The 24903-nt window shown below is 36.6% G+C and carries 19 protein-coding genes, 9 tRNA genes, 1 pseudogene and 1 riboswitch; all 29 genes and pseudogenes read left to right on the top strand.

Annotated elements, in window-relative coordinates; translation table 11 throughout:
- The first annotated feature begins 10 nt into the window (after positions 1-10).
- Positions 11-83 (top strand) — tRNA-Met (locus tag BMX83_RS08090).
- Between the two features lie 26 nt (positions 84-109).
- Positions 110-182 (top strand) — tRNA-Asp (locus BMX83_RS08085).
- Positions 183-196: 14 nt separating this feature from the next.
- Positions 197-267: transfer RNA gene (locus BMX83_RS08080), tRNA-Gly, on the top strand.
- 34 nt (positions 268-301) lie between these two features.
- Positions 302-375: transfer RNA gene (locus BMX83_RS08075), tRNA-Ile, on the top strand.
- A 25-nt stretch (positions 376-400) separates the two neighbouring features.
- A tRNA-Ser gene (locus BMX83_RS08070) sits at positions 401-489 on the top strand.
- A gap of 14 nt (positions 490-503) precedes the next feature.
- Positions 504-575, top strand: a tRNA-Glu gene (locus BMX83_RS08065).
- Positions 576-611: 36 nt separating this feature from the next.
- Positions 612-701 (top strand) — tRNA-Ser (locus BMX83_RS08060).
- Between the two features lie 50 nt (positions 702-751).
- A tRNA-Asp gene (locus tag BMX83_RS08055) sits at positions 752-824 on the top strand.
- Positions 825-844: 20 nt separating this feature from the next.
- Positions 845-917 (top strand) — tRNA-Phe (locus BMX83_RS08050).
- Positions 918-1117: 200 nt separating this feature from the next.
- Positions 1118-1198: riboswitch (SMK box riboswitch) on the top strand.
- Positions 1196-2383, top strand: a complete 1188-nt coding sequence (metK, locus tag BMX83_RS08045; RefSeq protein WP_091635767.1) for a methionine adenosyltransferase — start codon at positions 1196-1198, stop codon at positions 2381-2383. It overlaps the preceding riboswitch by 3 nt.
- Before the next feature lie 386 nt (positions 2384-2769).
- Positions 2770-3681, top strand: a complete 912-nt coding sequence (locus BMX83_RS08040; RefSeq protein WP_091635765.1) for a helix-turn-helix domain-containing protein — start codon at positions 2770-2772, stop codon at positions 3679-3681.
- Positions 3682-3754: 73 nt separating this feature from the next.
- Positions 3755-4342, top strand: a complete 588-nt coding sequence (gene pgsA, locus BMX83_RS08035) for a CDP-diacylglycerol--glycerol-3-phosphate 3-phosphatidyltransferase (RefSeq protein ID WP_091635761.1) — start codon at positions 3755-3757, stop codon at positions 4340-4342.
- Between the two features lie 646 nt (positions 4343-4988).
- Positions 4989-6035: a recombinase RecA gene (recA, locus tag BMX83_RS08030; protein WP_091635758.1), complete on the top strand. Its 1047-nt coding sequence runs from the start codon at positions 4989-4991 to the stop codon at positions 6033-6035.
- 295 nt (positions 6036-6330) lie between these two features.
- The gene (gene rny / locus BMX83_RS08025) at positions 6331-7890 is read left to right on the top strand and encodes a ribonuclease Y (protein WP_091635756.1); all 1560 of its coding nucleotides are present in this window, start codon (positions 6331-6333) and stop codon (positions 7888-7890) included.
- 367 nt (positions 7891-8257) lie between these two features.
- Positions 8258-10855 carry a DNA mismatch repair protein MutS gene (mutS, locus tag BMX83_RS08020; RefSeq protein ID WP_091635753.1) on the top strand — a complete coding sequence of 866 codons (2598 nt, stop codon included), beginning with the start codon at positions 8258-8260 and terminating at the stop codon, positions 10853-10855.
- Between the two features lie 19 nt (positions 10856-10874).
- On the top strand, positions 10875-12767 hold the full coding sequence (mutL, locus tag BMX83_RS08015) for a DNA mismatch repair endonuclease MutL (RefSeq protein ID WP_091635750.1): 1893 nt from the start codon (positions 10875-10877) through the stop codon (positions 12765-12767).
- A gap of 121 nt (positions 12768-12888) precedes the next feature.
- Positions 12889-13503: a DUF937 domain-containing protein gene (locus BMX83_RS08010; protein WP_177170545.1), complete on the top strand. Its 615-nt coding sequence runs from the start codon at positions 12889-12891 to the stop codon at positions 13501-13503.
- An 18-nt stretch (positions 13504-13521) separates the two neighbouring features.
- On the top strand, positions 13522-13962 hold the full coding sequence (msrB, locus tag BMX83_RS08005; protein WP_091635745.1) for a peptide-methionine (R)-S-oxide reductase MsrB: 441 nt from the start codon (positions 13522-13524) through the stop codon (positions 13960-13962).
- Between the two features lie 127 nt (positions 13963-14089).
- On the top strand, positions 14090-14698 hold the full coding sequence (gene ruvA / locus BMX83_RS08000) for a Holliday junction branch migration protein RuvA (protein WP_091635742.1): 609 nt from the start codon (positions 14090-14092) through the stop codon (positions 14696-14698).
- Between the two features lie 49 nt (positions 14699-14747).
- Positions 14748-15743, top strand: coding sequence for a Holliday junction branch migration DNA helicase RuvB (ruvB, locus tag BMX83_RS07995; RefSeq protein ID WP_091635772.1), 996 nt, complete (start codon positions 14748-14750; stop codon positions 15741-15743).
- Between the two features lie 22 nt (positions 15744-15765).
- On the top strand, positions 15766-16800 hold the full coding sequence (gene queA, locus BMX83_RS07990; protein ID WP_091635739.1) for a tRNA preQ1(34) S-adenosylmethionine ribosyltransferase-isomerase QueA: 1035 nt from the start codon (positions 15766-15768) through the stop codon (positions 16798-16800).
- Between the two features lie 26 nt (positions 16801-16826).
- Positions 16827-17972, top strand: coding sequence for a tRNA guanosine(34) transglycosylase Tgt (gene tgt / locus BMX83_RS07985; protein WP_091635736.1), 1146 nt, complete (start codon positions 16827-16829; stop codon positions 17970-17972).
- Positions 17973-18105: 133 nt separating this feature from the next.
- Complete coding sequence (gene yajC, locus BMX83_RS07980; protein WP_091635733.1) at positions 18106-18441, top strand: preprotein translocase subunit YajC; 336 nt, start codon at positions 18106-18108, stop codon at positions 18439-18441.
- Positions 18442-18495: 54 nt separating this feature from the next.
- On the top strand, positions 18496-18777 hold the full coding sequence (locus tag BMX83_RS07975) for a post-transcriptional regulator (RefSeq protein WP_245746651.1): 282 nt from the start codon (positions 18496-18498) through the stop codon (positions 18775-18777).
- A 147-nt stretch (positions 18778-18924) separates the two neighbouring features.
- The gene (dinB, locus tag BMX83_RS07970) at positions 18925-20043 is read left to right on the top strand and encodes a DNA polymerase IV (RefSeq protein ID WP_091635731.1); all 1119 of its coding nucleotides are present in this window, start codon (positions 18925-18927) and stop codon (positions 20041-20043) included.
- A 26-nt stretch (positions 20044-20069) separates the two neighbouring features.
- Entirely contained in the window at positions 20070-21374 is a 1305-nt protein-coding gene (locus BMX83_RS07965; protein ID WP_091635728.1) for a DRTGG domain-containing protein, read from the top strand.
- 22 nt (positions 21375-21396) lie between these two features.
- Positions 21397-22362 carry a DHH family phosphoesterase gene (locus BMX83_RS07960; RefSeq protein ID WP_091635726.1) on the top strand — a complete coding sequence of 322 codons (966 nt, stop codon included), beginning with the start codon at positions 21397-21399 and terminating at the stop codon, positions 22360-22362.
- Positions 22363-22458: 96 nt separating this feature from the next.
- Complete coding sequence (locus BMX83_RS07955; protein ID WP_091635723.1) at positions 22459-24561, top strand: PBP1A family penicillin-binding protein; 2103 nt, start codon at positions 22459-22461, stop codon at positions 24559-24561.
- A gap of 136 nt (positions 24562-24697) precedes the next feature.
- Positions 24698-24903 (top strand): annotated as a pseudogene (locus BMX83_RS07950) (hypothetical protein); the annotation flags it as partial.

Raw genomic sequence — 24903 nt, 5'->3', positions numbered from 1 at the left:
TATTAATTATCGCGGAGTAGAGCAGTTGGCAGCTCGTCGGGCTCATAACCCGGAGGTCGCAGGTTCGAGTCCTGCCTCCGCAATGAACACAATTATGCAGGAAACTAAAGGTCCCGTAGTGTAGCGGTTATCACGCCTGCCTGTCACGCAGGAGATCGCGGGTTCGATTCCCGTCGGGACCGTAAAGTTTAAAGATGCGGGTGTAGTTTAGTGGTAAAACCACAGCCTTCCAAGCTGTTGTCGGGAGTTCGATTCTCCTCACCCGCTTTATATATGTAATATATATAATAGGAAAATGTTAGGGCCTATAGCTCAGCTGGTTAGAGCGCACGCCTGATAAGCGTGAGGTCGGTGGTTCGAGTCCACTTAGGCCCATTCATATCAATAATTTATTTGGTATGGGGAAGTACTCAAGTGGCTGAAGAGGCGCCCCTGCTAAGGGTGTAGGTCGGTTTTGCCGGCGCGAGGGTTCAAATCCCTCCTTCTCCGTTTTTAATATTTTAGGCCCCTTGGTCAAGTGGTTAAGACACCGCCCTTTCACGGCGGTAACACGGGTTCGAATCCCGTAGGGGTCATTATACAGCAGATAAAGTATTGTATGCTATTTTACTGGAGGATTACCCAAGTTCGGCTTAAGGGAACGGTCTTGAAAACCGTCAGGCGTGTCAAAACGTGCGTGGGTTCGAATCCCACATCCTCCTTATTACTTAACTTTAATTACATAATTAAAGTGATACTATTACCAATTAAAGGTCCCGTAGTGTAGCGGTTATCACGCCTGCCTGTCACGCAGGAGATCGCGGGTTCGATTCCCGTCGGGACCGTTATTCTTTGGAATATAGTTGGCGCAGTAGCTCAGTTGGTAGAGCAACGGATTGAAGCTCCGTGTGTCGGCAGTTCGATTCTGTCTTGCGCCATTTAAGATAAAAGCCAAAAGGTATGAAGTTAATTCTTTATACTTTTTGGCTTTTTAGGTTGTACAGTAATAGCGCTTTGTTATACAGGTTTTACGTAAACTAACGTTGATGAAACTAAGAAATGCCATGTATATAGATGATTTTAGAGGATGATTATGTGATAACCAATGAAATTTTTGTAGATATATGTTAGAATGATATAGGTTTACAATGCATTCCCGATAGGACGACCAACATGGTTAGAATCCTTGTAACCGGAGAATAAAGGGGGAATATTAATGTTTGAGAAAAAACTATTTACATCTGAATCTGTAACAGAAGGTCACCCAGATAAAATAGCTGATCAAATCAGTGATGCTATTTTAGATGGAATTTTGGCAAAAGATCCAGAAGCTCGTGTCGCGTGTGAAACAATTGTAACAACAGGACTGGTATTAATAGCAGGTGAAATTAGAACTGAAACCTATGTTGATATGCAAAAAATAGCTAGAGATACTATTCGTGAAATAGGCTATACGCGTGCTAAGTATGGTTTTGATGCGGATACATGCGCTGTGCTTGTCTCAATTGACGATCAGTCACCTGACATAGCAGTCGGTGTTGATGATTCAGTGGAATACAAGTCAGAAGTACATGATGAATTAGATAAAATTGGAGCTGGCGATCAAGGTCTAATGTTCGGCTATGCAACCAATGAAACGGAAGAGATGATGCCACTTCCAATATCTTTAAGTCATAAATTAACAAAACAATTAGCATTAGTCAGAAAGAATAAAGAGTTGAAATTTCTGAGACCTGATGGAAAAGCGCAGGTTACTGTTGAATATGATAGTGATGATAAACCGCTTCGTATAGACACAATAGTTATCAGTACACAGCATCATCCAGATATAACACATAAATTATTGGAAGATAGTTTAATGGAAAAAGTAATTAAGCCAGTTATGCCGAAAAAATATATTGATCAAGAAACAAAGTTCTATATCAACCCAACTGGACGCTTTGTTATCGGAGGACCCCAGGGGGATGCTGGATTAACTGGAAGAAAGATTATTGTGGATACTTATGGTGGATATGCACGACACGGAGGCGGAGCTTTTTCTGGAAAAGATGGGACAAAAGTAGACCGTTCTGCAAGTTATGCTGCTAGATATATTGCAAAGAATATTGTTGCAGCAGAACTGGCTGAAAAGGTTGAAGTTCAGTTGGCTTATGCTATAGGCGTGGCGCAACCTGTTTCTATTTCTATAGATACATTTTCAACGGGAAAAGTTTCTAATACGGTATTAATTAATGCTGTTAGAGAGATATTCGATTTAAGACCGGCTGGCATCATTAGAATGCTTAATCTTCAAAAGCCTATATTTAAGCAAACAGCTGCCTATGGACATTTTGGACGAACGGATATTTTATTACCATGGGAAGTCACAGATAAAGTAGATGAACTATTACATTTTGTAAAGTAAATAAGAAAAAGCGAGCTTTTATTAAAGTCTCGTTTTTTTTATATAGTTTGTGAAATAACCTATAGCTTATTACTAAAGAAAATAGCCTTGAAACTTAAAAACATTATGTTAATATGTACGAAGATATTGTTAGGATGAGTATAAACAATTACCTTTATTTCATAAGTATTAATACCCTGTAAAGTGTTTAGAATGCGAATTAACTATGTTTGTATAATTTTAAAAAATGTTCAAGTCCTTTGGTTATAATGTGATAGATGCTCTATACTCGACTTATCTCGTGTGGTATACTTTTAGAGGAAGATATTCATTTTAATGAAACTAATATTTATAATTTTTTAACTAAACTAATTCATTAAAGTACTATAGTAGGTAGGTGAAATCGATTGAATGAAATTGGAGATAAACTTAAAGAAGCAAGAAAAGCTAAAGGCTATTCCCTTGATGACTTACAACAGAAAACTAAAATTCAAAAACGCTATTTAATTGCTGTCGAAGAAGGAAATCTTGATATTTTACCAGGAAGTTTTTATGCGCGCGCTTTCATAAAGCAATATGCTGATTCTGTTGGTTTAAATGGTGAAGATTTGATTAATGAACATATGGATGCATTGCCAGAAACAAATAACGAAAACTATAAACAAAATGTTCAAAATACACAAACACGTAAAAAAACAAAGAGTAGTGGTTTTTTAGCTACAATAAAAGATAGTTTTCCTACAATACTCATTGTTCTTTTAGTAATAGCCATCGTATTCGCTATATACTTAGCTGTGACAGCTGGCGATAACGATCAACTTGATTCATTTATTAACGAAGATGAATCATCAGACGTTATAGAGGTAGCTGATAATGATGAAGTATCTAATGAGCTGGATGAAGAAACGAGTAATGAAGAAATCACAAATAAATCAACTGAATCTGGAGAGACTGAAGATAAAGAAGAACCAGCAGAAGAAACAAATGATAAACAAGATCAGACTTTGACTGAAGTTAGTAGCACAGAAACATCTACGACATATTCTGTATCAGGCCTCAAGCCATCTGAGCGCGCAGTTGTACTAAAGGCAAATGGAGGTAATTCTTGGTCAAGTATCACGATAGATGGTGAAACTGCTCAAGGAACAATTAAAGATGGTGAATCTTTATCTGGACCTACAGGTGATAGTAATTCGAAGATTAATATCGTAGTCGGGAATGCATCAGTGACGACTATTGAATTGAATGGTCAAGAAGTACCCTACAACACATCAGAAACTGAAGCAGTTAGGCAAGAGGTTATAATTGAATTTGAATAAAGAAATATCTTTAGACCAGTTTTTAAAGTTATACAGCTGGTCTATTTTTTAGGAATCAGGAGGCTTTTTTATAATGAATTTACCCAATAAAATCACACTTTTTCGAATATTTTTAATCCCAGTGTTTATTATAATTTTAATATTACCATTTGAGTTGGGGACGCTCGAAGTTTTATCATCGTCTATTGATCTTAAACTATTAATTGCGGCAATAGTCTTTTCTGTGGCTAGCTTTACAGATTGGTTGGATGGATATTTGGCGAGAAAAATGAATGTCGTCTCTAATTTTGGTAAGTTTGCTGATCCTCTGGCAGATAAGATGTTGGTCATGACAGCTTTGGTTTTCTTGATAGAATTATCGCTAGCCCCTGCTTGGATTGTTGCGATTATAGTTTCTAGAGAATTAGCGGTCACAGGCCTACGTTTATTATTAGTTGAACAGGGTGGCCAAGTTATGGCAGCAGGCTGGCCTGGAAAAATAAAGACTAATACACAGATGTTCGCTATAATATTCCTATTTCTTGATGATTTTCCACTAGCATTTACAGGCATACCGGTGGGCATTTTATTGTTATATATTTGTTTGTTTTTCACTATCTATTCCGGAGTATTGTATTTCTATGAAGCCCGTTTTGTTTTTAAAGGAACATTTAATAATTAATAGCTAAGAGGCTAGGATTTAATTTTCCTAGTCTCTTTAATCTTTGAGTGGAATAATATTTGTCCAAAATAGATTACCGATAAATTCACCAATAAGTAAGTCGGTGAACATTATAGATTACATTACACATGGTTGCTCTAGTGATATAGAACTAAATGCGTTATGGTTCTTTTATGTTTGCATTTATCGTATATCTCAAAAAAATCTCACTTTTTTTAAAATAAAAAGTGAGATTTTTTTTAAACTGACAATAGTTATATTAGGAGGACTAAAAGTGCAAACTAAAATTTATCACAGTTGCAATAAATTTTCATTTGGGAAGGTTGTGAATTCTAATACTAAACATGTATTTTTGGGTTTAGTTAACTAACAGTAGTTATTATTTCAAATAATCAAACACTCAGAGTTTGCAAGCCAAAATAATTTTGAAGAGGTGATAATGGTAGAGGAAGGATAAACTGAATAAATATAAGATATTAATGACATCAATAACGTCAATAATAAAGAATAATAATATTACTAAACTTCAGTAAAGCGAATAAATGTTCGAAAAAGACTTGATTTTTTTATCGTGGAAGATTAAAATATAGAGAGTAAATAATATATGACTCGAATGAACATAGTAATTATTGTAGGAGGAAAATAAATGGCAGATGATCGCGCAAAAGCATTAGAAACAGCACTGAAAAAAATTGAAAAAGCATACGGAAAAGGTTCAATAATGAAAATGGGAGAAAAAGTTGATACTCAAGTAAAAACCGTTCCTAGTGGGTCTTTAGCACTAGATGTTGCTTTAGGTATAGGCGGCTATCCAAGAGGGCGTATTATCGAAGTTTATGGACCAGAAAGTTCTGGTAAAACAACTGTATCACTTCATGCTATTGCTTCTGTTCAGGCTCATGGGGGAATTGCTGCTTTTATCGATGCTGAGCATGCTTTAGACCCTAAATACGCAAGAGCCTTAGGCGTAGATGTTGATGAATTGCTACTGTCTCAACCTGATACTGGGGAACAAGCATTGGAAATAGCAGATGCACTTGTCTCTAGTGGTGCTGTAGATATTGTTGTTATCGACTCAGTTGCTGCTTTAGTACCTAGGGCCGAAATTGACGGTGAAATGGGCGATACACATATCGGACTACAGGCCCGTTTAATGTCTCAAGCCTTACGTAAATTATCTGGTTCAATTAATAAAACAAAGACAATAGCGTTATTTATCAATCAGATACGTGAAAAAGTTGGGGTTATGTTTGGTAGCCCTGAAACCACACCAGGTGGACGCGCGTTGAAGTTCTATTCTACTGTAAGATTAGAAGTACGACGTGGAGAATCTATTAAGTCTGGATCAGATATGACGGGTAACCGTACCAAACTTAAAGTAGTTAAAAATAAGGTAGCACCACCATTTAAAATAGCTTTAGTTGATATTATGTATGGTGAAGGGATTTCCCAAATTGGAGAAATTGTTGATATGGGAGCTGATGCAGATATTATTACAAAAGCTGGAGCATGGTACTCTTACGGAGAGGAAAGAATAGGGCAAGGACGAGAAAATGCTAAGAAGTATTTGAAAGAGCATCCTGATCTAAGAATTGAAATCGAAAAACAAGTCAGAACAGCTTATGGTGTTGGTGATGAATCTGATGTAAAAGAGAAAACTGAAGAGGAAGAAGCAGCAGCAACTGAAGAATAGAAGTTAGACTAGAAAAGTATAGCTGGATTGAATGCCTATCCTCACTTATTTGTGGGTTAGGCATTCAATCCTTTTTTAAAGCGCTATTTACGAGATATAATATTGAAATAAATGTACTTGTATAAAATCAATGTTGACAGAAGAACGAAAGAACTATAAAATTAGTTTAGTATGTTGCTTTGCTTTTCGAGTAAACGTCATCGTGTACTACAAATTAAATATGATATTATCAGATATTGAAATATCGGATAATTTTTATTGCATGAAAACTAAATAATGATACGGAGGTGATTAGATGGACTTACTTTCAATAGCCGCCGCTATCGTTACTTTAATAATTGGTTTAGTCGCAGGATCTATTTTTACGAAACAAAGTTTTGAAAAAAGATTAGCTAATTCTAAACAAACAGCTGAAAACATTATTGAAGACGCAAATAAAGAAGCTGAAACTTTGAAAAAGGAAGCGTTGCTGGAGGCGAAGGAAGAAATCCATTCTTATCGAACAGAAATAGAGTGGGAGCTAAAAGAACGTCGGTCTGAAGTGTCTCGACAAGAAAATCGTATTGCGCAGCGTGAAGATAACATAGAGCGTAAAGAGACCACTATAGATAAAAGGGAAAGTTCATTGCAAAGCAGAGAAGATAAATTATCTGCACGTCAGAAAAAAGTGGAAGAGCTGGAACAAGCTGCAGAAGAACTATTAGAAGAACAGAATGAAAAACTTCTAACTATTGCAGGTTTATCGGAAGAAGAGGCAAAATCTATCGTCCTCAAACAAGCAGAAGAAGAAGTAACACATGATATGGCAATTATGGTGAAACGTTATGAGGATCAAGCAAAATTTGATGCTGATAAAAAAGCTAAAAACATTATCACTCAGGCGATTCAACGTTGTGCTGCTGATCAGGTTACTGAGTCAACTGTCAGTGTTATCAACCTACCGAATGATGATATGAAAGGTCGTATTATCGGACGGGAAGGACGTAATATTCGAACGATTGAGAGTCTAACGGGTATGGATTTAATTATCGATGACACTCCTGAAGCAGTTGTTTTAAGTGGTTATGACCCAATCAGAAGAGAAGTTGCTAAGATGGCATTGGAGAAATTAATATCTGATGGACGCATCCATCCAGGTAGAATCGAAGAGGCTGTTGAGAAATCACGTAAAGAAATGGACGAGAGGATCAGAGAAATCGGTGAAGAAACTATGTTTGAATTAGGTATTCATTCGATTCATCCTGATTTGATGAAAGTAATCGGACGTTTGCACTTTAGAACAAGTTATGGTCAAAATGTGTTGAGTCATTCAATCGAGGTCGCAAAACTTGCTGGTGTAATGGCTGCTGAGCTAGGCGAAGATATTCAATTAGCCAAGCGCGCTGGACTACTTCACGATATAGGAAAAGCTTTAGACAGTGAAGTCGAAGGTTCGCATGTCGAAATTGGTGCTCAGATAGCAATGAAATATCAAGAAAATGAAACAGTTATCAATACGATTGCATCCCATCATGGTGATGTTGATGCAACATCAGTTATTGCCGTCCTAGTCGAGTCAGCAGATTCTATTTCTTCTGCAAGACCGGGCGCAAGAAGTGAATCCTTGGAGCATTATTTACAAAGACTTGAAAATCTAGAGAGAATCTCTAACAGCTTTAAAGGTGTCAAAGAAAGTTATGCAATTCAAGCTGGACGAGAAGTTAGAATCATTGTTAAACCAGATGAATTAAATGATAATATGGCATCCAAGTTGTCTAGAGATGTACGCAAGCAAATCGAAAATGAAATGGACTATCCTGGTCACATTAAAGTAACGGTTATACGCGAAACTAGAGCAGTTGAATATGCTAAATAAAAATTAATAAAAGGTCAGTCAAGAAAGTTTATCTTTTGACTGACCTTTTTACTATAAAATAAAGTTTATAGATGAAAAATATATGGTATTAAAGTATATCACCATAATGCTATAAAAAACTCCACTTTGATTTTATACTTCAAATACTGGTAAAATGTACTAAGTAGAAAAAGAAGCGATATTACATAGAATCAGGACCCAGTTACTTTAAATATTTGAATTAACTGGTGTAGTAAGAAGTAGGCTGAATGTCTGCTTTATTTAAATAAATTATGATGCTGATAAAGTAAAGAAAACTGAACCCTATTTGAATAGATGATAAGACATCGTTGTTTTAATTATAGAAATTTATGAGAGAGTGATACGAGTGCCACAAAAGACTAAACAAACACCCATGATGCAGCAATATACTGAGATGAAAAAGCAATATCCGCATGCCTATCTATTTTATCGATTAGGCGACTTTTACGAATTATTTTTTGAAGATGCCGTTGAAGTCTCTCGTTTGTTGGAATTGACTTTAACAAGCAGAAATAAAAATGCAGATCAACAGATTCCTATGTGTGGGGTTCCCCATCATTCAGCAAAAGGATATATTGATACTTTAATAGAGATGGGGCATAAAGTAGCTATCTGCGAGCAAGTAGAAGATCCAAAGACAACAAAAGGTATGGTGAAACGCGAAGTTGTCCAAGTTGTCACACCAGGGACTGTTATGCAGTCAAAAACAGTTAATGCTAAAGAAAACAATTACATCGCGGCAGTAATGGAACTGGGGAACAGTGTAGGGATCACTTTGGCTGATTTGACTACAGGCGAATTAAAAGTAACACGTGTTGAAGGAGTTAATGAAGCAATCAGCGAGCTGACTTCTTTGAGTTGTAGGGAAGTGGTATTTCTTCCAGGAAAACTTTTAACTATGCAGGAAAACCTGAAGACCAGATGGAATATATCAATCTCTCATGCTTCAAAAGAAAACATCACACACAACCTAACCCATTTAACCTCTCAGTTTAAAGAGTCAGAACTCAAACCCGTTATTGACATGATGCTTTCTTATTTATCTGAAACGCAAATGAGACGATTAGATCATTTCCAAGAAATTACAGAATATGAAACAAGTCAATATTTGATTTTTGGGCAGGAAGCGAGAAGAAACTTAGAATTATCTGCATCTTTAAGAGATGGGACTAAAAATGGGACTCTTCTGTGGCTTTTAGATGAAACCAAAACTGCCATGGGTGGACGTATGCTGAAATTTTGGTTGGACAAACCACTAATCCAAAAAAGTAAAATTGAAGAGAGGATGGATTATGTAGAAAGTTTACTTAATCATTTTTTTGAAAGAAATGATTTAAAGGAAATCCTTAAAAATGTTTATGATCTAGAAAGATTAGCCGGGCGTACGGCATTTGGTACAGTGAATGCGCGTGATCTCGTTCAGTTAAAGCGTTCGCTAGAGCAAATTCCGCTTATCAAAGACATTGTGCAGCTACTCAATAATGAGGGGAACTGGTCAACTTACTTAGATAAGCTTGATCCCCTTCAAGATATTAAAGAACTTATTGACCATGCTATTGAAAACGAGCCGCCATTATCGATTACAGATGGAGAAATTATAAAAATTGGATACAATAAACAACTAGATAAATATAAAGAAGCGATGACCAGTGGTAAACAGTGGATGGCTGAACTGGAACAAAAAGAGCGGAAAGCTACTGGAATTAAAAACTTGAAAATCGGTTTTAATAAGGTTTTTGGTTATTATATAGAAGTTTCCAAAGCTAATGTGGCTAAACTCGAAGAAGGGCGTTATGAACGCAAACAGACACTAACGAATGCTGAGCGTTACAGCACACCTGAATTGAAAGAAAAGGAATCGTTGATACTGGAAGCAGAAGAAAAGTCTAAAAATCTGGAGTATGAATTATTTACAGGTGTTAGAGATCAGGTGAAGGATCAGATCGATCGTTTGCAAAAGTTAGCGAAAGTCATTGCCCATATTGATGTCCTCCAAAGTTTTGCTACAATAAGTGAAGAATATAATTATGTAAGACCCACATTCTCACTTGATAGCCAAGATATAGCAATTTATAAGGGCAGACATCCTGTTGTGGAAAAAGTGATGGGAGAACAGACGTATGTCCCAAATGACGTTGAATTAGTGGATGACACAGCTGTCCTTTTAATAACCGGGCCGAATATGTCAGGTAAGAGTACGTATATGCGTCAACTGGCTCTCACAATCATTATGGCGCAGATGGGTTGTTTTGTACCTGCTGAAAGAGCGAGCTTACCGATTTTTGACCGCTTATATACGCGTATTGGTGCAATGGATGATCTGATTGGTGGACAAAGTACTTTTATGGTCGAGATGACTGAAACCAATCAGGCCATAGCGAACGCAACGCGCAAGAGTTTGCTCTTGTTCGACGAGATTGGACGAGGGACCGCGACGTATGACGGAATGGCACTCGCTGAAGCGATTATCGAGCACGTTCACGATGAAATAAAGGCTAAAACGCTATTTTCTACACACTATCATGAATTGACAGTTTTGGATGAACGCTTACCTAGACTAAAGAATGTTCATGTTGGCGCAGTGGAAGAGGATGGTGAACTTGTATTCCTTCATCAGATGCTTCCTGGTGCTGCTGATAAAAGTTACGGTGTACAGGTGGCTAAATTGGCAGGATTACCAGCTCCTTTACTAAAGCGTGCGGAGAATATATTAAAAGAACTTGAAATGAAACAAGAACATATGGTTGAAGAAGAACAACCCACGCATGTTGTTGAAGAAGAAAAATTAAACACGACTCAAAAACAATTGGATTTATTTGAAGCACCTGATAAAAATGTACAAGATGTTATCGGAAAAATTGAGAAGATGAATATTTTAAATACCACACCGTTGGATGCTATACAAATCCTAAATGAATTGCAGCAGAAATTAAGCGACAAGTAATGAAAGTTGGGAAACTAAAATGACAACTAAAATACAAATCATGTCTAAAACTTTAGCCAATCAAATTGCAGCGGGTGAAGTGATCGAACGGCCAGCTTCGGTTGTTAAAGAACTTATGGAGAATGCCATCGATGCTAAAAGTACACGAGTTGAAATTTTTGTTGAAGAAGCAGGGCTTAAAAGTATTCAAGTGATTGATGATGGTGAGGGGATTTCCAAAGAAGAAGTGGTTTCAGCTTTTGAACGGCACGCCACATCTAAACTGATTACAGATGAAGAGCTATTCAGGATACGAACGTTAGGTTTTAGAGGGGAAGCACTACCGAGTATTGCTTCCGTCTCCAAAATTACACTTGAGTCTGCTGAACAAGATAAAGCTGGAACCCAAGTTGTTCTACACGGTGGCGAGGTCATTGAACAAAAAGCCTCCTCGTCTCGGCAAGGAGTAAATATAAAAGTTGAAGAACTTTTTTACAATACGCCTGCCAGACTGAAATACGTGAAGACATTACAGACCGAACTGGCACATATTAATGATACAGTAAACCGTTTAGCTTTGGCTCATCCAGAAATAGCTTTCAAACTTGTTTCTGATGGGAATATAATGATTAAAACAGCCGGGAATGGTGAGCAAAAACAAGCCATTGCTGGTGTGTATGGTGTAAATATTGCCAAAAAAATGTGTGAAGTCAAAGAAACTTCCTTTGATTTCACAGTGACTGGCTATGTATCATTACCGGATGTGACGCGATCTAATAACAAATATATTACTGTAATTATCAATGGAAGATACATCAAAAATTATGCTTTGAACAAGGCGATTGCTGAAGGCTTTGGCTCAAAATTAATGGTGGGTCGGTATCCTATTGCTGTTATTAATGTCACCCTTGATCCACAGCTGTTAGATGTAAATGTACATCCAACCAAGCACCAGATCCGTATTAGTAATGAGAAAGAACTTGGACTACTGATCAGTTCGGCTATAAGTAAGCGGATGGACGAAGAAGTTAGAATCCCGAACGCTCTGGATAACTTGAATCAACGCAATAAACGTTCATGGAAAGAACCCAAAGAGGAACAAACGCGCTTTGATTTTCAAGAAAATACCACGCGTGACACGTCAAATAGTGTGAATAAAGACAAAACAGTAAAAGAACCTACTGGATTTAATAAATTTGTGGATGAATCTTATAATCATTATATGAATACTAATGCTGATAGCCATAATGGAAACAGCAATCTCTATACGAGTGAGATGAGACATAAAGAACCGATACTTAAAACAGTCGAAAAAGAGAACGAAAAGACTAAACAGATAGAGCAGTTTCCTGAATTAGATTATATCGGTCAGATGCATGGGACATATTTATTTGCTCAAAATGAAGAGGGCTTATACATCATTGATCAGCATGCCGCTCAAGAACGTATAAAATACGAGTATTTTAGGGAAACAATCGACCAAACCGGTACAGAACTTCAAGAACTTCTCATTCCGATTGTTGTCGAATATCCTTCTAATGAAGCGATTATCATAAGAGACAACAAAGATAAACTGGCAGAAGCTTCTGTCTATCTTGAGGATTTCGGACAAAACAGTTTCATTATAAGGCAGCACCCAACGTGGATGCTGGCTGGACAGGTTGAGGGTACGATAAAAGAAATGATTGATTTCTTCCTAGAAAAATCGACACTGACAGTCAATAAATTTCGTGAAGCCACTGCCATTATGATGAGTTGTAAACGTTCGATCAAAGCCAATCACTATTTATCAGATGAAGAAGCAAGAGAACTTTTACGGCAATTGAGATACACCAAAAACCCCTATAATTGTCCCCACGGGAGACCGGTTACAGTAAATTTCACCACAATGGACATGGAGAAAATGTTTAAACGAATTCAAGATTCTCATTGATTTGAGAGTCTTTTTTTCTGTTGTTATCCGGATAACAAGTTTAATTAATTGATAAAATGTAGTGGGATTCCTTATAATTATAATTAAGCAAACGAACAAATTTATGAAAGAGAGTTTTAGAATGGATATTGTATCAATGATTATGAATCAATTAGGAAACAATGACACGATGAGTTCAGTAGCGAAACGAGCAAATACAGATACGTCAACCGTTCAGAAAATCGCTCAAATGGGTTTACCCATGATTATGGACGGCTTGAACAAGCAGACGTCAAAAGATACGAAAGCATCAGAAGAACTTGCTAGCAGTGCTTCAAAGCATGCAGATGACAATACCGAAAATTTAAATCACTTATTAGAAAAAACAGATGAAAGCGAAGGGAACCACTTACTCGATATGGCATTTGGCTCCAAGAAACAAAAGGTTGAAGAGAAAATTGCGGAAAAAACAGGTGCCGAGACATCAAAAGTTAAATCCGTGCTATCCATGCTTGCACCTCTGGCTTTAAGTATGATTGCTAAACGCAGCTCAAACAGTCAGTCACTTACTGGTTCAGGCGTATCACAATTACTTGGTGGATTGACAGATAATGTTAAAAAGCAGTCCTCAACCTCTGACTATGGAGATATCTTATCTTCAGTTTTCGGTGGCTCTGATAATACCAGCAATACATCTGATAATGGAGATAATGCAGTCGATAAGGCCAAAGACGTATTAGGAAATATTTTCAAGTAATATCAAAGGAGAAAAATGATGAATAAATATAAAGATAAAGCACAATTGAAAAAAGAGTTAACATCAGAGCAATATGAAGTCACACAGAATAATGCAACTGAGAGACCGGGTACTGGAGAATACGATGAATTTTATGAAGAAGGTATCTATGTCGATGTCGTAAGTGGGGAGCCGTTATTCTCCTCAAAAGATAAATATGATGCTGGTTGCGGATGGCCTTCTTTTTCAAAACCAATCAAGAAACGAATAATTAAAGAAAAAAGAGATAAATCATTTGGTATGGAAAGAACAGAAGTCAGAAGTAAAGAGGCGGATTCTCATCTAGGCCATGTCTTCACAGATGGCCCCAAGGAAGAAGGCGGACTGCGTTATTGCATTAATTCAGCGGCTATGAGATTTGTTCCGGCATCTAAGTTAGAGGAAAAAGGTTATGAGGAATATTTAGCAGAATTTAAATAAGCTGAATAAAGTATCACTTACTGAAAAATAAATAATACAGAAACATCTGTTCAGAGAGTTATTTAATGAACAGATGTTTTTATGTTATAATACTGTAGATTGACACTATATGGAATGAGGCAATTATATGTATGAATACATAAAAGGAGTCATTAAACATATTTATCCAAGCTATGTTGTTTTGGAGTCTAATAATATTGGTTACAAAGTACTGATGGCTAATCCGTTCCGATTCTCTGACAATTTACATAATGAAGAAACTGTGTATATTTATCATGATGTTAAACAGGACGCGATGAATCTTTTCGGCTTTGCATCAATGCAAGAAAAAAACTTATTTTTAAAATTAATTAACGTATCAGGTATTGGGCCTAAATCAGCACTAGCAATTTTAGCAAATGAAGATCATAGTGGCTTCATTAAAGCAGTTGAGGAAGAAAACAAAACATACTTAACTAAATTTCCAGGAGTGGGTAAGAAAACAGCTGCTCAAATCGTTCTTGACTTAAAGGGGAAATTGCAAGAGTTTGATACATCAGAAATAAATTTATTCCCTACAGAAACCTCAACGGCGGATTTAAATAATGACGCATTTGAGGAAGCGATGGAAGCCTTGCTTGCATTAGGATATACTCAACGGGATGTTAAGAAAGTACGTAAGCAGATTGATATGAAGACAGAACTAACGACGGATGGATATATAAGAGAAGCATTAAGTAAATTAATGAAGAAATAATCTTATCCGAAGCGTGCAAAAGGAGAAAGATATGGAAGATAATCAAGACATCACTTCTGATCAGCTTTTAAATGAGAATGAGTTTTCTCTTGAAAAAACACTCAGACCACAGTTGTTAGTAGATTACCTTGGTCAGGAAAAAATAAAAAAAGAACTGGCTATTTATATTGAAGCTGCCAAAAAAAGGGAAGAAGCGTTAGACCATGTCCTCCTGTATGGACCGCCCGGCCTTGGAAAAACAACGATGGCTATGGTTATCGCTAATGAAATGGATGCAGAAATAAGAACGACGAGTGGACCAGCAATTGAGAAACCTGGAGATCTTGTTGCACTTTTAAATGATCTAGAGCCGGGAGGGATTTTATTTATCGATGAGATCCATCGTATGCCTCGGATTGCAGAGGAAATGTTGTATTCTGCAATGGAAGACTTCTATGTAGATATTATAGTCGGACAAGGGGATACCGCACATCCTGTTCATTTCCCCTTGCCTCCCTTTACGTTGATAGGGGCAACGACACGTGCAGGCTCGCTATCTGCACCGCTGAGGGATCGTTTTGGTATTTTAGCACACATGGAATACTATCAGAAAGAAGAATTAAAAGATATTGTATTGAGGTCGGCTAAAGTCTTGGAGACAAAAATCGATATGAAAGGCGCTTTTGAAATCGCACGTCGATCTAGAGGAACGCCTAGAATTGCCAACCGGCTACTAAAAAGAGTGCGTGATTATGCTGAGGTTAAAGGTGAAGGAATAGTAACTGAAACAATTGCATCTCAATCCTTAGATTTACTGAGAGTAGATCATGAAGGGTTAGATATCGTTGACCAGAAATTTTTAACGACATTAATCAAACTTTACGAAGGTGGGCCTGTAGGTTTAAATACTTTATCGGCCAATATTGGGGAAGAAGTCGATACTATAGAGGATATGGTTGAACCGTATCTTCTGCAAGAAGGCTTTATTCAACGGACATCAAGAGGTAGAATGGCTACACTTAAAGCATATGAACATCTTGACCTAACTTTTTTAATAAATGATTGATTATATATAAAGGAGAAACAGAATGGGTTTATCTACTGAAGATTTTGATTTTCAATTACCAGAAGAATTAATAGCACAAACACCTTTAAAGAATCGTTCTGCGTCTAAAATGATGGTTTTATCAAAGGAAAATAAAGAAATAAAAGATCAGCAATTTAATGATATTTTAGATGAACTAAATCCAGGCGATGCTTTGGTAATGAATAATACACGTGTACTTCCTGCGCGCTTACATGGAGTAAAGGAAGAAACAAAAGCTCATATGGAGGTTCTCCTACTTAAAAATACTCAAGGAGACCAATGGGAAACATTAATGAAGCCTGCCAGAAAGGCAAAAGAAGGCACGACTATTTCCTTTGGTGATGGAAGACTTAAAGCAACAGTTATAGAGGAACTTGAGCATGGAGGAAGAATAGTAGAATTCACATACGAAGGTCTCTTTCTTGAAACATTGGAATCCTTAGGTGAAATGCCATTACCCCCTTACATCAAAGAACGTCTCGATGACCAGGAGCGTTATCAAACAGTTTATGCTAAAGAAAATGGATCCGCTGCCGCACCAACAGCTGGCTTGCATTTTACAGAAGAAATTCTTGATAGAGTAAAAGAAAAAGGCATTGAGATTGTATTTTTAACACTGCATGTTGGACTTGGAACATTTCGCCCAGTCAGTGTTTCAAATATTGATGAACATGAAATGCATGCAGAGTTTTATCAACTTTCAGAGGAATCTGCAAAAAAATTAAATGACACAAAGGAAAAAGGTGGGCGTATTATCGCTGTAGGTACAACATCTATTCGCACATTAGAAACAATAGGACGAGATAATTCTGGCGTTTTGAAAGCGGCGAGTGGCTGGACAGATATTTTTATCTCTCCTGGATACACGTTTAATACTGTAGATGCTTTCCTAACTAATTTCCATCTGCCAAAATCAACACTACTTATGCTCGTCAGCGCATTTGCCGGAAGAGAGTTTGTTTTAAATGCCTATAGTCATGCTGTAGATGAGCGCTATAGATTCTTCAGCTTCGGTGATGCGATGTTTGTTAAATAAAAAAACTAGATTAGGAGACAATTAAAATGAGTGATCATCCAGTCACGTATCAATTAGAAAAAAAAGAAAAGCACACGGGAGCACGCCTTGGGAAAATAACTACACCACATGGTACGTTCGAAACACCAATGTTTATGCCAGTAGGGACATTAGCGACGGTGAAGACGATTGCGCCTGAAGAATTGGAAGAAATGGGAGCGGGGATTATATTAAGTAATACCTACCATTTATGGCTAAGACCCGGTGCAGATATCGTTGAAGAAGCCGGTGGACTCCATGAGTTTATGAACTGGGATAAGGGGATTCTAACGGATTCAGGCGGGTTCCAAGTATTTTCCTTATCAGATCTTCGGGATATAAAAGAAGAAGGCGTGCATTTTAGAAGTCATTTAGATGGCTCAAAACTCTTTTTATCACCTGAAAAAGCCATTAATGTTCAAAATCAATTAGGTCCGGATATCATGATGAGCTTTGATGAGTGCCCGCCCTTTGACGAAAGCTATGATTATGTTAAAAAATCTGTTGAGCGAACGTCACGCTGGGCTGAAAGAGGTCTTAATGCACACAAAAAACCAAATTCACAAGGATTATTTGGTATCGTTCAAGGAGCAGGTTTTGAAGATTTAAGAAAGCAGTCTGCAAAAGATTTAACAAGCATGGACTTTGCTGGATATTCTATTGGTGGATTATCTGTTGGAGAACCAAAATCTGAAATGTATCGGGTACTTGATTTTACAACACCACTACTGCCTGAAAATAAACCGCGTTATCTTATGGGAGTTGGAACGCCTGATGCGCTAATCGAAGGCGTCATGCGAGGCGTTGACATGTTTGATTGCGTTCTTCCTACGCGCATTGCAAGAAACGGGACAACAATGACGAGTAAGGGAAGGCTAGTGGTTAAAAATGCTGCCTATGCTAGAGATTATAGACCATTGGATGAAAAGTGTGAATGCTATACGTGTCGTAATTATACGCGCGCTTACTTGAGACATTTGATTAAATCAAATGAAACATTAGGACTTAGACTAGCAAGCTACCATAATTTGTATTTCTTGCTCAATTTAATGAAAAATGTTCGTCAAGCTATCAGGGAAGATAATTTACTGGAATTCAAAAATCAGTTTTTTGAGGAATATGGATATAATGAACCCAATGCAAAAAACTTTTAAAGTTCTTTGTTTTTCCTAGTAATTTAGGTTGAAATTTGCTAAGGTGTATAGTGACATATTAATACGATTAATTAATATGTGTGTCATTAATGTTCAGCACGATAAATTTAAAATCTTACGGAGGAATGTTTTAATGGAACTATTTAGAGCAATACTACCTTTTGTTGTAATTATGGGATTAATGTATGTCTTGATGATCAGACCACAACAGAAGAAAGCAAAAGAAACTCAGAACATGTTGAACTCATTAAAAAAAGGTGATTCTATTGTTACAATAGGAGGTTTACATGGTGTTGTAGATGAAATTACTGAACCAGAAAATACAGTAGTTATTGATTGTGAAGGCATCTATTTAACGTTTGAACGCCGTGCAGTTGCACGAATCGTTACTAAGTCTGAAGCAGTTACATCAACTCAAGCTGAAGAATTAGGAACAAATACCCCAGAAGAATCAGTTGACGGCGAGTAGATATAAGGGACATTTGCTTTACACCCTTTTCTATTAGTCGAAGGAGGTAAACTCTTGAACGCGATATCTAAAGAATGTTCCCGATATGATGTCTGGTTAAATCAAAAAGTAAATGAGTTTAAACAGAATGGCTATGATCAAGTTACTCTTGAAGATTTATGGGATTATTGTATCCACTTTTTATGGAAACATCACAAACCTGAAAGATACTATCAAGAAGTAAGAGATATCATGTCAATCAATATTAATGATTATTTCAATTATGCTTCACTTAAAGCGCAGGTATATAATGTATCATCTCTTGATGAGATGGAATTCGAAGATTTGTTAAGATGATAATAAGATAAGAACAAGTAGAGTCTCGAAACTCTGCTTGTTTTTTCTTATATAAAATAACTGTATTTTTTTTTGAGAACTGTTCGTTATTTCAATGTTTTTTTAGTATAATATGTCTAACAGTTAGTAAGGGTAGGAGTGAGAAACATGCGCTATGGTATGTTAATATTTGATGAACCAAAAAAGAATATCTCACGGAAAATCATCCATATTGATATGGATGCATTTTATGCTTCGGTAGAAATAAGAGAAAATCCTTCCCTTGCTGATAAACCCGTAGTTATTGCTAAACATCCAAAAGATACAGGAGGTCGTGGCGTTGTAACCACAGCCAATTATGAGGCTAGAAAATACGGTATTCACTCTGCAATGAGTGCACAAAAAGCCTTTGAATTAAGCCCTAAAGCATTATTTGTTCCACCTGACTTTGAGCAATACAGGGTGACATCTACTAAAATGCATGAAATATTTAAACGCTATACTGATAAAATACAACCCTTATCCCTTGATGAAGCATATCTTGATGTGACTACGAACCACATCAATCAAAAGAGTGCAACAATTATCGCTGAAAAGATAAGAGAAGACATTTATTCTGAACTAAAATTAACTTGCTCAGCAGGTGTATCTTATAATAAGTTTTTAGCTAAGCTTGCTTCAGATTATAATAAACCGAATGGGATAACTGTTATACCACCCGAAAAAGCACATGATTTCTTGATACAACTCCCTATAGAAGAATACCATGGTGTCGGAGAGAAATCTGTGGAAAAAATGCATGCAATAGATATCTTTAATGGACAGGATTTATACAATAAAGAAGAACAAGAATTAGTTAAACACTTTGGTAAAATGGGACACTCGCTTTACAGAAAAGTACGGGGCATTGATGATAGTGAAGTGAAAAATAACCGTGAGCCGAAATCTATTGGAAAAGAGTCAACATTTTCTCAGAATTTGAATTCAGAAAATGATATTGTTGGCGCTTTGAGAGAGTTATCTACTAAAGTAATGAAAAATATGAAAAAAAAGCAAAAACATGGAAAAACGGTCGTATTGAAAATTAGGTATGAAGACTTTCAAACATATACAAGGAGGCGAACCTTTCCTGATTACATCGATACTGAAGAGATGTTATTTCAGATTGCAGTATCTATTTGGGAAGAGGAAAGTCAGGATTTAAGTGTCAGACTTTTAGGGATAACAGTAACGGGTCTCGATTCTATTGTTTTTGAAAATATCCCTTTACGATTATGGGATACATAACCTATAGAAAGGAAAACTGATTTTAAATGAAAACAAAACATGAACAGATTTTAGCATTTATTGAGGCGTTACCAGTAGGGGAAAAATTATCTGTTCGTTTGATAGCAAAAGAATTAAATGTAAGCGAAGGGACAGCTTATCGTGCAATCAAGGAAGCAGATAATGTGGGATTAGTGTCTACAATCCAGCGAGTTGGGACCATCAGAATTGAATCAAAAAGCAATGAAAATATAGAAAACCTTACGTATAAAGAGATTGTTAAGATTATTGATGGAGAAGTTCATGGCGGATCATTGGGATTAGATAAAACGTTAACGAAATTTATGATAGGTGCAATGACAGAAGAGGCGATGCTTCGCTATATTTCTGAAAAATCATTGATGATTGTTGGAAATAGAGATAAGGCGCAAGAACTGTCACTACAAAACGGGGCAGCAGTTTTGATTACAGGAGGATTCGAGCCAAGTAGCAACGTTATTCAATTAGCAAATCAAAAAAAACTACCCTTAATAAGTACCTCTTATGATACATTCACTGTAGGAACAATGATTAACCGAGCAATGACAGATCAATTAATAAAAAAAGAAATATTACAAGTGCACAATATTTATACACCAATCGAACGCACACAATATTTAAAAAAAGAAAATACAGTTTATACTTATCGCATGCTCAACCAAGAAAGTAAACATTCAAGGTTCCCTGTGGTACTTTCAGACATGAGATTAGCTGGCATAGTTACTGCAAAGGATGTTGTAGGACAAGAAGATTCTGTGAAAATTGAAAAAGTAATGACTAGGAATCCAGATTTTGCCAAAAAATATATGAGCGTCGCTTCTATCGCACATACAATGATTTGGGATGGTCTAGAAGTTATGCCGGTCGTTTCTGGGGATATGACACTTTTGGGTATTATATCACGCCAGGATATTATGAAGGCCATGCAGACAGTACAAAAACAACCACAATCAGGAGACACCATTGCTGATCAAATCAACCAGATGATTAGGGAATCAGTTGATGACAGCTATGTATTTCAAGTCACTCCTCAGTCCATAGATAGCATGGGAACGATATCGTTTGGCGTATTAAGTGAAGTGATAACAGAGTCTGTTTACAATTATTTATCAAACATGAAAAAGAAAAACCTAGTTGTGGAACAAATGAATCTGCATTATTTTAATATGATACATCTAGGTAATTCATTAAAGATTAAGCCTCATATTTTTGATGAAAACAGGCGTTCAGCTAGATTAGATGTAGAAGTGTTCTCGGAAAATGAATTAGCAGCAAAAGCAATGGTTGTCTGTCAGCTTATACAGAAAAAATAGCAGCAAAAAGGAGAAATTAATGATGTTAAAATCTGAAAACACACAGGACTATAATATAAAAAAAGAGGTTTGGGATATTATAAAAAAATGGGAAACAATTATTATCCATCGACATGTAAGGCCTGATCCTGATGCAATAGGCTCTCAATGTGGTTTAAAAGAAATAATAAAAGCAACCTTTCCAGAAAAAACAGTATATGCGACGGGAACTTCAGTGGATCATTTGAATTATCTAGACACTATGGACTATGTAGAAAGAGATTTATATGACGAAGCACTTGTTATAGTAACAGATACTGCCAACATCGAACGTATTGATGGGGCTAACTACAAAATGGCAAAACAATGGATAAAAATTGACCATCATCCACTTGATGATCCATATGGAGAAGTAGAATGGGTTAACACAAGAGCCAGCAGTTGTAGCGAAATGATCGCTGACTTATGGCTGACCTTTCCAGATGAAATAAATATGACTAAAAAAGCTGCACGGCTTCTTTATGGGGGAATTGTTGGAGATACAAATCGCTTTCTTTATGATGGCGCCTCCCCGTATACAATGAAAATTGCAGGCGAGTTAATGACTTTTGACTTCTCACATACAGAATTGAATAATAAAATGAATGAAATAGAACCTCAAACTAGTAAACTAATGGGATATACTTTGGATAATTTTACTTTATCTGAAAAAGGTGTCTTGCATATCGTATTGACCCAAGAACTTTTAAAAACACTTGGCATCGAAGACGGTGATACTCATCCAATTGTTCCCTTCCTTGGAAAGATTGCGGGCGTGAAAGTATGGGCTGTTTTTGTAGAACAGTCAGAAGGTGGTTATCGTGTAAGATTAAGATCAAAAGAACCTGTCATTAATACGATAGCCTCTAAACATAATGGTGGGGGTCACCCATTGGCAAGTGGGGCTAGAGCTCGAGACAAAAAAGAAATAAGAGCTATTTTAGAAGAATTAGCAGAGAAAGTTAGTTAAAAAGCTTAATTATCATCCTTAAGTCGGATAGACGAACGCTTTAAATATGTTAATCTTTATATAATAGATAATGATCTGAGGCATAGAGGGATAATTATGAATATAAATAAAATGAAAAATAAAATAAAGGGAAGCGTCAGTGGTTTTAAAGCGAGAGTATTGCCTAAAATACAACATATTTTCTTTTTGATAAAAAGAAAATGGAAGAAGCTACACTTAACAAAATGGGTAATTCTTTTTTCTCTAACAACGGCCTTGTTTTTCAGTGTGTATTTAGCTATCTTGGCGAAAACAGCAGATGTGGATTCTTTACATGCCGGGTTAACTCAACCAACCACTGTTATTGATGATTCAGGCGAAGAAGCGGGTAGGCTTTACTCACAAAAAGGTACCTATATCGAAACAGATAAGATATCGGATAATATTAAAAATGCTGTCATATCGACGGAAGATCAACGATTTTATAAACATAAGGGGTTTGATCCGATTGGGCTAACACGAGCAGCTGTTGGTTATGTGATTAATAGAGGTCAAATTGTTGGTGGCGGGAGTACAATTACACAGCAACTGGCTAAAAATGCTTATTTATCTGCAGACCAGACCATCATGAGAAAGCTTAAAGAACTCTTTTTAGCTATTGAAATAGAAAAAAATTATAGCAAGGATTATATTCTTGAAATGTATTTAAACAATGCTTACTTTGGGAATGGCGTTTGGGGTGTTGAAGATGCGTCTTTAAAATATTTTGGGAAAACTGCTGACGCGGTTACCATACCAGAAGCAGCCTCTCTTGCTGCAATGCTGAAAGCACCTAGTTATTATAATCCTATCGATGATTATGATAGAGCCATCGAGCGTCGGAATGTCGTCCTTAAGTTAATGGAAAATGCTGAAATAATAACAACAAAAGATAAAGAAAGTTATCAAAGTGAAGGACTCGTCTTATCTGATGAATATAATCGTCAAGATAGTTACCGTTATCCGTACTACTTTGATGCAGTGATAAATGAGGCGAGTAATGACTATGGTATCGAAGAAGAAGATTTACTAAATAATGGTTATACAATCTATACATCATTAAATCAATCTTACCAACAAGAAATGGATGCTGTATATGATAAAGACCGTTTATTTGAAACAGCACCAGATGGAACAATCTCTCAGAGTGCATCTATTGCTTTAGACCCTAAAAACGGTGGTGTGAAGGCTGTTGTTGGTGGCAGAGGTGATTATACATTTAGAGGTCTTAACAGGGCCACACAAAGTTATAGGCAGCCAGGCTCTGTTATTAAACCCTTAGGGGTCTATGCCCCCGCAATCGAAGCAGGGTATACTCCATATTCTATGCTAACTGATGAAGAGTTGTCATATGGGGAGTCGAATTACACACCGACTAATTTATCAGGAACGTATCAGGGAGAAGTGCCTATGTACGATGCGTTATCCAATAGTTTAAATGCACCCACTGTTTGGTTGCTAAATGAAATTGGAATTGAAAAAAGCGTCAGTAAGTTGAAAGGCTTCGGTATTGATGTTGACAGCAGTGAAAGAACGCTTGGAACACTTGCGTTAGGTGGGGGATGGAACAAAGGTGTTTCACCCTTAGAAGTTGCAAGTGCGTACAGTGTGTTTTCAAACGATGGTGTCAGGGCGCATCCACATTTCATAACTAAAATTGTGGATGCTACAGGAGCTATTGTGGTTGATAACACAGAAGTTAAAGAAACGCGCGTTCTATCAAAAGTAGTGTCTGATGAAATGAACAGCATGTTACTAAGTGTATTTGAATCAGGAACTGCAAAAAACAATCAACCTGTTGGCTACCAGATTGCAGGAAAAACAGGAACAACTCAAACCGATACTGATGTAGGTGTTAATGACCAGTGGATTGTAGGCTACACGCCAGATGTTGTTGTTACCAGTTGGGCAGGCTATGACAATAACGCTTATCATTTGAGCACCTATAGTTCAAACGGAATTGGTATGGTACTAAAAAATCAAATGGAAGGCATTCTTCCACATACCGAAAAAACAACCTTCCTAGTTGAGGAAGCTGGAAAAGAGTACAAAGATGAGCAAAACCAAACCTTTCTTGAACAGGTAACAGACGGCATGGAAAAAGCCGGCGACTTACTAAAAGAAGGTGCATCATTCTTTAAAGATAAAACTGAAGGCTTTTTTAATCGTTTCAAAAATTAAGCGTAAAGTGAATAGATTAAACAAAAAAGAACTATGTGTAAAATTAATGTCGGAACAGAAAAATATCGGTCTGGACAAAAAGAAAGAAGACCCTTAATCTAGAGATAACGATAACGCTAGAGAAAGAGGTCTTCTTATGAATAAAATTATATCAAAAATCATCAAAATATTAAAGGAACAAGACACATTACTCGAAGCTGAATTAGCTTTAGAAATACTTTTCCAACAGATTGTCCAAGAACTACTCTGTGCAGCTTTTAAACAAATTGATTTAGAATTGATCCAAGAGTATAAAGATCAAGGCTACGAAATAGATAGTATCCAAAAACGTACCATTCAATG

The organism is Alkalibacterium gilvum, assembly GCF_900109085.1.
GTDB classification, from domain to species: domain Bacteria; phylum Bacillota; class Bacilli; order Lactobacillales; family Carnobacteriaceae_A; genus Alkalibacterium; species Alkalibacterium gilvum.
Note: the sequence above shows the minus strand (reverse complement) of the source record. Positions and strands in the feature narration are given on the sequence as shown.

Excerpts from the sequence above, each read along its gene's own strand:
- BMX83_RS07965 (WP_091635728.1), top strand. The coding sequence starts at position 20,070 with ATGAAAACAAAACATGAACAGATTTTAGCATTTATTGAGGCGTTACCA.
- BMX83_RS07960 (WP_091635726.1), top strand. The coding sequence starts at position 21,397 with ATGTTAAAATCTGAAAACACACAGGACTATAATATAAAAAAAGAGGTT.
- recA (WP_091635758.1), top strand. The coding sequence starts at position 4,989 with ATGGCAGATGATCGCGCAAAAGCATTAGAAACAGCACTGAAAAAAATT.
- tgt (WP_091635736.1), top strand. The coding sequence starts at position 16,827 with ATGAGTGATCATCCAGTCACGTATCAATTAGAAAAAAAAGAAAAGCAC.
- mutL (WP_091635750.1), top strand. The coding sequence starts at position 10,875 with ATGACAACTAAAATACAAATCATGTCTAAAACTTTAGCCAATCAAATT.
- BMX83_RS08010 (WP_177170545.1), top strand. The coding sequence starts at position 12,889 with ATGGATATTGTATCAATGATTATGAATCAATTAGGAAACAATGACACG.
- dinB (WP_091635731.1), top strand. The coding sequence starts at position 18,925 with ATGCGCTATGGTATGTTAATATTTGATGAACCAAAAAAGAATATCTCA.
- ruvA (WP_091635742.1), top strand. The coding sequence starts at position 14,090 with ATGTATGAATACATAAAAGGAGTCATTAAACATATTTATCCAAGCTAT.
- queA (WP_091635739.1), top strand. The coding sequence starts at position 15,766 with ATGGGTTTATCTACTGAAGATTTTGATTTTCAATTACCAGAAGAATTA.
- msrB (WP_091635745.1), top strand. The coding sequence starts at position 13,522 with ATGAATAAATATAAAGATAAAGCACAATTGAAAAAAGAGTTAACATCA.
- BMX83_RS07955 (WP_091635723.1), top strand. The coding sequence starts at position 22,459 with ATGAATATAAATAAAATGAAAAATAAAATAAAGGGAAGCGTCAGTGGT.
- pgsA (WP_091635761.1), top strand. The coding sequence starts at position 3,755 with ATGAATTTACCCAATAAAATCACACTTTTTCGAATATTTTTAATCCCA.
- rny (WP_091635756.1), top strand. The coding sequence starts at position 6,331 with ATGGACTTACTTTCAATAGCCGCCGCTATCGTTACTTTAATAATTGGT.
- yajC (WP_091635733.1), top strand. The coding sequence starts at position 18,106 with ATGGAACTATTTAGAGCAATACTACCTTTTGTTGTAATTATGGGATTA.
- metK (WP_091635767.1), top strand. The coding sequence starts at position 1,196 with ATGTTTGAGAAAAAACTATTTACATCTGAATCTGTAACAGAAGGTCAC.